General features: G+C 55.4%; 10 protein-coding genes. 4 read left to right on the forward strand and 6 right to left on the reverse strand.

Annotation, left to right across the window (positions count from 1 at the left end):
* Positions 1-171: 171 nt before the first annotated feature.
* A complete protein-coding gene (locus tag D9T14_RS13420) occupies positions 172-474 on the reverse strand; it encodes a hypothetical protein (RefSeq protein WP_126464290.1) in 303 nt (100 codons plus the stop codon).
* Positions 475-505: 31 nt separating this feature from the next.
* Between D9T14_RS13420 and D9T14_RS13425 the strand changes: the two genes are divergently transcribed.
* The 4 genes from D9T14_RS13425 (at position 506) to D9T14_RS12940 (ending at position 3,265) form a co-directional block, all read left to right on the forward strand.
* A complete protein-coding gene (locus D9T14_RS13425) occupies positions 506-955 on the forward strand; it encodes a hypothetical protein (RefSeq protein WP_126464291.1) in 450 nt (149 codons plus the stop codon).
* A gap of 68 nt (positions 956-1,023) precedes the next feature.
* Positions 1,024-1,788 (forward strand): transposase family protein, encoded by a 765-nt coding sequence (locus D9T14_RS12930; protein ID WP_220668350.1) that lies wholly within the window; start codon positions 1,024-1,026, stop codon positions 1,786-1,788.
* Between the two features lie 305 nt (positions 1,789-2,093).
* The gene (locus D9T14_RS12935; protein ID WP_119162897.1) at positions 2,094-2,381 is read left to right on the forward strand and encodes a transposase; all 288 of its coding nucleotides are present in this window, start codon (positions 2,094-2,096) and stop codon (positions 2,379-2,381) included.
* Positions 2,378-3,265 carry an IS3 family transposase gene (locus D9T14_RS12940; RefSeq protein ID WP_170175772.1) on the forward strand — a complete coding sequence of 296 codons (888 nt, stop codon included), beginning with the start codon at positions 2,378-2,380 and terminating at the stop codon, positions 3,263-3,265. Before D9T14_RS12935 ends, D9T14_RS12940 begins: the two co-directional genes overlap by 4 nt.
* 324 nt (positions 3,266-3,589) lie before the next feature.
* Here D9T14_RS12940 and D9T14_RS13430 read toward each other — a convergent pair whose 3' ends face one another.
* The 5 genes from D9T14_RS13430 to D9T14_RS13760 form a co-directional block, all read right to left on the reverse strand.
* On the reverse strand, positions 3,590-3,970 hold the full coding sequence (locus D9T14_RS13430; protein WP_126464292.1) for a hypothetical protein: 381 nt from the start codon (positions 3,968-3,970) through the stop codon (positions 3,590-3,592).
* Between the two features lie 147 nt (positions 3,971-4,117).
* Positions 4,118-5,185 (reverse strand): IS630 family transposase, encoded by a 1,068-nt coding sequence (locus D9T14_RS12945; RefSeq protein ID WP_119162899.1) that lies wholly within the window; start codon positions 5,183-5,185, stop codon positions 4,118-4,120.
* 3 nt (positions 5,186-5,188) lie between these two features.
* The gene (locus tag D9T14_RS13435; protein ID WP_126464293.1) at positions 5,189-5,926 is read right to left on the reverse strand and encodes a hypothetical protein; all 738 of its coding nucleotides are present in this window, start codon (positions 5,924-5,926) and stop codon (positions 5,189-5,191) included.
* Positions 5,927-6,162: 236 nt separating this feature from the next.
* On the reverse strand, positions 6,163-6,570 hold the full coding sequence (locus tag D9T14_RS13440; protein WP_147434131.1) for a hypothetical protein: 408 nt from the start codon (positions 6,568-6,570) through the stop codon (positions 6,163-6,165).
* 24 nt (positions 6,571-6,594) lie between these two features.
* The coding region (locus D9T14_RS13760; RefSeq protein ID WP_220668351.1) for a DUF8616 domain-containing protein at positions 6,595-7,151 on the reverse strand (557 nt) is incomplete at its 5' end.

A 7,151-nucleotide genomic window follows, 5' to 3' on the forward strand; every position in this document is an offset into this window, starting at 1 on the left:
GTCTGTTCCTTGGTTGTTTTTGGTCACGCATTAATTATCTCGGGACAGACCGCCTTTTCACACTCAATGACACGCCTCATCCGAGATTGCTAAACCCCACCCGGACAAACCCCATGAATAAGCCTCAACGAACTTGTTATTCCCAATTAGAGACTTCCCGAGTGTTGGCAGTCAGGGTAACACGACACTTCCGAGCACCGATGTTTCTTCTTGTGGAGTATTCTGACTTCGACCGTGCCCCATCCAGGTGATTCCCGGCAGTGCCATGATCCATGAGTCCCAGTCGGTCGCTACGATGCGAAGCCACCCATCGGTGAACGCCAGGTGCAGCCAGCCTTCGCCGGATTGAATCGAGAGCAGGGACTGCCCCACGAAGCCTTGGAGAAGCCGAGCAAGGGTTTCTGGTTCCACCTCGTCCCAGAGTGACTCATGGCCCTGGCGCCCCACGAAGGGACCAGTGATTTCGAGTGTCATGCCTGCGACTTGGAGAACGGGGGGTGTTGTCGTGATCGAAGTCGTCAAGCACGTCGAAATCCGTCACTGTCGCCGGAAGAATGGAATCGAGCCGTTCCCGTATTCCTGTCGACATGTGGCAAGCCATCCCTTTCACACTGGCCCATCTGAAATGGGCGCGTCAGTTGTCCAGACCGAGCTTTTCGCGGGCCTGCTCAAGAGTGAAGGAATTCCTGGCACGCTGCCCATTGGTGACCAGATACGAATGATTCCGATAGAACGACTCATCCCACGGTCGCAGGCCAACCGCCCCAGCATAATCAACAAGCATCTGCTCAGTGAACCTGTCCACCCGACGACGACGCCCATACGCCCCCACATCCTCAAACGGCTGAACCTCACCAATGGTCCCAAAATGCCATCGCCCAGGAGGGTTATTCAAAACCCTTGTTATGAGGAGGGCCTTGGAATTTGTTCTGCTGGTGTGGGCGTGTCTGGGTGAAAGGCGAGGACCTGTCACTGAGAAAATTGGGTTGTCGATAATCCCGTATTCTCAGAACAGGTCCTCGCATGTACCATACAACAGGCCTGCCCGCCGCAGCAATCACAGTCCTCTACCAGACCCTCGTCCACAATTACCCCCGCACCCCGCAGGCCACCGGGCGCCCGCCCGCATTGAGTCAGGCAGAAGAGATCAGGGCAACCCTGGCTTATCTGCGTCGCAACCGCGCCCAAGCAGAGCTGGCCGAGTCGTTCGGGGTCAGTCAGGCCTCGATCTGCCGGGCCATCGCCCGGTGGACGCCCCGGATCGTCGAGGTCCTCGCAGAGCTCGTGCCCACCGCAGACGACCTGGACCAGGCCCAGACCCTGATCGTGGACGGCACCCTCGTGCCCTGCTGGGACTGGAAAGACCAGCCGGGTCTGTACTCGGGCAAGCATCACCGGACCGGGTTGAATCTCCAGGTGGCCTGCACCCTGACAGGACGCTTGGTCTGGGTGTCCGACCCGGCCCCCGGATCGACCCACGACGCGAAAGCCATCCAGTCCACGGGTTTCCTTGACATTTTCCCGGACACCCCGCCACTGGGCGACAAGGGCTATACCGGGTTGGGCATGATGACCCCGATACGCAAACCACCAGGGGGCGGGCTCACAGGCTGGCAGAAACAATACAACAAAATCGTCAATTCGTTACGAGTCCCAGTCGAACGAGCAATCGCCCACCTGAAAACTTGGAGGATCCTGCACGCCGGTTACCGCAGGCCCCTTGACACCTTCCCGCAAACCATCACAGCAGTCATCGCACTAGAATTCTACAAAAACAGTTTTGAATAACCCTCCAGGACTATTCTCAATCAGATCAATCGAACGGACACTACCATTCGTCGCCTCAGGACCAAGCACCCGAAACTGCCGCCCTCCAAGCCCCTGACCGAACTTCCCCGCAGGCGGAGCCGACACCACAAAATAGCCACGAACCCGCAATAACCGATACGCAACGTACGCGGTAAGTTCACCGACGCCTTGACCATAAGCGTCACCATCAAACATAGCAGTCCACTCATCATTAGCCGTGGAAGTGTGGAGTGCTTGGTGTTTTTCGGACAGTGGGTGAAATGATCGTGAGGTAGAATTAGATCATGTCGGCATCGAAATACAGTGCGGAGTTCAAGGAACAAGTCGTTCTCGAGGTTGTCCAGAAGTCCAAGTCGATCGCCGAGGTCGCCAGATCGTACGGGCTTGTGGCACAGACGGTCGGGAACTGGGTCGCGAAATGGCGGAAAGAACACCCCGACCCCGGCACTGATGGCACCACCGCGGAAGAACACGCCGAGATCAGGCGTCTGAAAGCAGAACTCCGGGAGGCTCGCATGGAGGCCGAGTTCCTGAAAAAAGCGGCGGCCTTCTTCGCCCAGGAATCCGGGTGAGCGCGAAATACCGTTGCATCCACCGCGAAGAAGGCAACTACCCCATCCAATCCATGTGCCGGTGGGTGAAAGTATCCAAGTCCGGCTACTACGCCTGGCGAAACCGGCCCAAGTCCCTGGCGGCCCAACGAAGGGAAGATCTAGCTGCCATTATTGTCAAGTTCTTTGACGAGTCCGAACAGACCTACGGCTACCGCAGGATCCACGCAGAGCTGGCCCGAAGTGGCGTCAAGGTCTCACCCGACACGGTCCGCAAGATCATGGCCACAGCTGGCCTCGTTGCTTGTCAGCCCAGGAAACGAGCCAGGACGACCATCCCTGCACCCGACCTTCCAGATCGGCCCGACCGGTTGCGCCGAGACTTCACTGCGACCGCGCCCGGAATGAAATGGGTGGGCGACATCACGTATGTTCCGACCTGGCAGGGATTCGTCTATCTGGCGGTGGTCATGGATTGTTTCTCGAAGAAGATCGTCGGGCACGCGATCGCCGGTCACATGCGCACCGGACTCGTCACCCAGGCCTTGGCCATGGCCGTGCGGAACTGCCCGCCAACCCGTGGTGTCACGGTTTTTCACTCGGACCGAGGCTCCCAATACACGTCGGCCGAATACACGAAATTCATGACCGGCCATGGGATTCTCCCGTCCGTGGGGCGGACCGGTAGTTGTTTTGACAATGCCGCTGCCGAGTCCTTCAACGCGATCTTGAAGAAAGAACTCACCAACCGTAAGGTCTACCCGACCCGCAACCATGCGATCCGGGACGTGACAGCTTGGATCGAGTTACGATACAATCACAAACATCTCCACTCGGCCATTGACTACCGGACCCCCAACCAAGTCGACACCGAATGGAGACAACAACACAGGGCAGCAGCCTAAAACCAACCAGTAACCACTGTCCGAAAAACCTATATCATTCCAGTGAGCAGGACACGCGGTCATGATTCATGAACCAAGGGCTGAAGTCTCAGCAGATTCTCCCCCAACGTACCGGTAAGCTTACTGACCTTCCCCCATACCGTAGGACCGCCCATAAAATACCGGGCACCCGCATACGCCACCTTCTTAGGCGGTGCATTGAGAAACCCGATCAAATAAGTCAACGACGCGAGCCGACCATCAAAAAACACAGCAACCACCCCCTCGTCCGAGACGCACGTGCGCGTCACAACCACCACCGACCATCAAGGTGCAATACAATCATCACCAATCATGATCGTCGACCCTGAAATGCCATGGTTCCCAGTCAGAATCATCCGTACATTCGATCCGGACACCATCATCCAAAACCAACGTGAGATTTCCCAGATCCATAGCAAAATCAGGCACCACCTCAACTACCATACGACCCACCAGACCACCAAGCGGAGTCTCCGGCCCCTCAAGCAGATCAACGGACAACGAATCATCAAACAAAAACTCACCCTTGGCATCAACGACACGTATGCTGCACCATGTATGAAAGTTCCAGTTGGGGCCACTGAGAAACAGCATCTCATTCTGCATGAAAGCACGTTGAATCAATAAACACCGAGCGTCTATCGCCCACTCCTCGAACCCTGGGTACATTACATCAACTCGCATGCGGATCCTTCCTAGTCGTCAGAAAGTTCTATGTGAGTACGCTCACGACTCCATTTTTTGGTATTGGATATTCCCTTAGGCGGGTTTGGTGGTTTACCGGTGAACGGGCTGACTGGTCCATCATTCGCATTGGTGAAACTATGGCTGTCATGAAACAAGATCGGTTTCTGGTTGAGGTTTGGGGAGGTGCTCGAAGTCGTAGTCGAAGGTGCGGCCGGTGATGTACGAGGCGAATGCTCCGAAGGTTTGTTCGGGGGTCTGGTGCTGGATGTTCGCGATATTGTTTTTGGCGGTGCCCCAGACGTGCTCGACCGGGTTGTGGTCGGGAGCGTACGGCGGCAAGAAAACGGGTGTGATACGTTCCAGCAACTGGCCCGGCTGGTAGAGGCTGGTCAGGGCTTTGGCGTGGTGGAACCGCGCGTTGTCCAGTACGACAGCGATACGGTCGGCCTTGGTTTCGCGCTGGAGCCGGTCCAGAGCAAGGATGATCTGTTCGGTGTTCTGGTTCCCCTCGATCGGATACAGCCGCATTTTCTTGTCAGTAAGCGAGAGGGCGCCGAAGAAGGACTGGGATACTTTCTGCCGGTCCACGTAGAACTTGGTGCGTTGTCCTTTGGGCAGCCACATGCGGCGGGTCTCGGCCTCGTGCTCCAGGCGGACCTCATCGATGGCGTACACCTCACAACCGGCGCCCAACAGGTCCTTGACCTGGGCCTTCACCTCGGTCATGCGCCGGGTGATGGCCTGCTCGTCGCGGTGCTTGTCGAACGGGTCGGGCAGCTTGAAACTCAACCCGCAGAACCGCAGAAGCAGCTGATACGAAGACTCTGACTCGTACTCCACGTCGAACAGAATCTTCACCACGTCACGCAGGGCCGGCACGTCCCAGAACTCGGCGTCGATACCAGACCGGGAAGGCGGCTGGGCCAGGACAGCCTTGAGGTCCTCCTTCTGGGCGCGGGTGAGTTTCGCCGCGTTCTGGTTCCCAGCATGCCCGGTCAACACCGAACACATCCGCGTGTCCTGCCACTCGGCCAGCCATTCTCGAACGGTTTTCTCGCTGCGCTCAACCATTTTCGCTATGATATTGATGCCAACTTGTTCGGAGGCATACAAAATGGCTTCGGCTTTCATCCGCACCAGCACGTAATTGTCTGTGCGTTTCTTCCACCTGATCAGAACAGCGGTTTCTTCCGGGGTGACCTCGATCTGCATGTCTCAATCATATCCGAAACAAGACCACGAATCCATCAAAATACGATTTCGTTTCATGACGGCCATAGCTCTTTGTGGTGCATACGGCGTCGCGTCCATGACTCGAACTTTGGAGCCATCAGGTAAAATATAGCCAGTACCCGGACTATCTGTTGAGAAGGTGTCTAGTCCCGCCGATTGGAAGCCTTCTTCGAGTCGTGTTCTACTGGTCGGGACAACTGTTCCCTTGTCATCAGCAATGAAATCGGGGCCGGTCTTAGTGGGAGGCTCGATCTGTGGACGTGCTGGCGCTGGCGGCAATTCCGGACGCGGCGCTGGTGAGTTGTTGGATGGTGATGGGGTGGCTTTGAGGGCGTCGTTGGTGGCTGCTTGTGAAGCGTCGCTGGCGCTGTTGGCTCCTAGGCGGTTGCTGATGTTGCGGACGACTGGGAGCTTGTTGGCTTGGCGGCTGGCCCAGTCCGTGGCCGCTTTACCGACTGGGGTTTTGGCGGCCCATTGGATCCCTTTACCAATACCGTATCCAAAACCACCGCCAATCATTCCGAACAAGGAGTCTTTCCCGACCTGCCCCCAGTTGATGGGATATCCGGAGCAGGCCTGATCAATGATGCTGGCCCCACCACCAAGAAACGCCCCAGCGATGAGAACTGCACCGAAACCCTGAGCACACGGAACAAACTCCAACGCAACACCCGAATGATAGCTAGAACCGAACCCGATCATCGCGGTGATCAGTGGCACTGGACAACGTCCACAACGAAATCCAACCAAGCATATCCCCGGGCTCAACCAACAGTCGATCTTGTTTCATGACGGCCCTATAGCGCCAGACTCGTGTCGTTTTGCTATTTTATGGCATGTGTGTGTTTTGCTTGATCAGAGTGAGGCTGGCTGGCGTATCTCACACACCAGTCAAACTCTACTAATTTCAAGTGGGCAATGAATCGACTTGGGAGTGATTAAGGCGGTAAGATATATCATCCCTTGCGTCGTGGTTTATAGACTAAGTCAAGTGCTTTTTCTAATTTCTTGAACTCCTCGCTTTTAAAATCAAGTTTGAGAGGTCTCCAATTCTTGGATTCAAAATGCTTAATAGCCTCTTCGGGAATCCGAATTGGATAATGTTTGAGATATTCTACAGCATCATAACGCCAGTAATAAGTTCCATCGCTCATGGTTGCAGATCCTCCAGGAACACCAAATTTCCCACCTATAAGATCTTCCGTGTACTCCATCCATGGGTAAACTAAAGTAGCGTTATCGAGATAACCAATGATTCGTTTGAGTGTACTGGGATCATGTGGCGTGCTACTGAGAGGCGGAGGAGACCAAGGCTGCCCCGGACTATCGGCGAACGGAATCAGCGGTTGAAGGTTAAAAATCACTATGCTATCCTTTCCAACTACTCATCAAGGTACCCGCTCGAACAGTTGTCCAAAATCATCTAGCGCCACAGCAAATGGACTAGATTCCACTGAGACTCCCAAGATACGCTCCAGTTCTCCGGCCGCCTGATTTGCTCCATGACACATAACTAGCCGTATATTTTGGCCAGTATAACTTGGATTCTCCAGAATCGCATCCGCGATCTGCTGAACATTTGTTACGTAACCATTAGGAATGGGCATCCCATCAGGGGTTCCATGAACAATGACATCATGAAGACCGTCTGCCCCTAACGATCTTGCGAAGTTGTTTAGAGTTCTGACGTCATCGCCGATTGCAGTTGCGGTCTCGCTATAATGAATAGTGGCACCATTGGAGACTAAGAAAGATTCGGAATCCATCAACCCCGACGAAGGTACTTGTGGCGTGAGTGAGTTGTTGGATGGTGATGGGGTGGCTTTGAGGGCGTCGTTGGTGGCTGCTTGTGAAGCGTCGCTGGCGGTGTTGGCTCCTAGGCGGTTGCTGATGTTGCGGACGACTGGGAGTTTGTTGGCTTGGCGGCTGGCCCAGTCCGTGGCCG

The organism is Propionibacterium australiense (genome assembly GCF_003666605.1).
Classification (GTDB): Bacteria; Actinomycetota; Actinomycetes; order Propionibacteriales; family Propionibacteriaceae; genus Propionibacterium; species Propionibacterium australiense.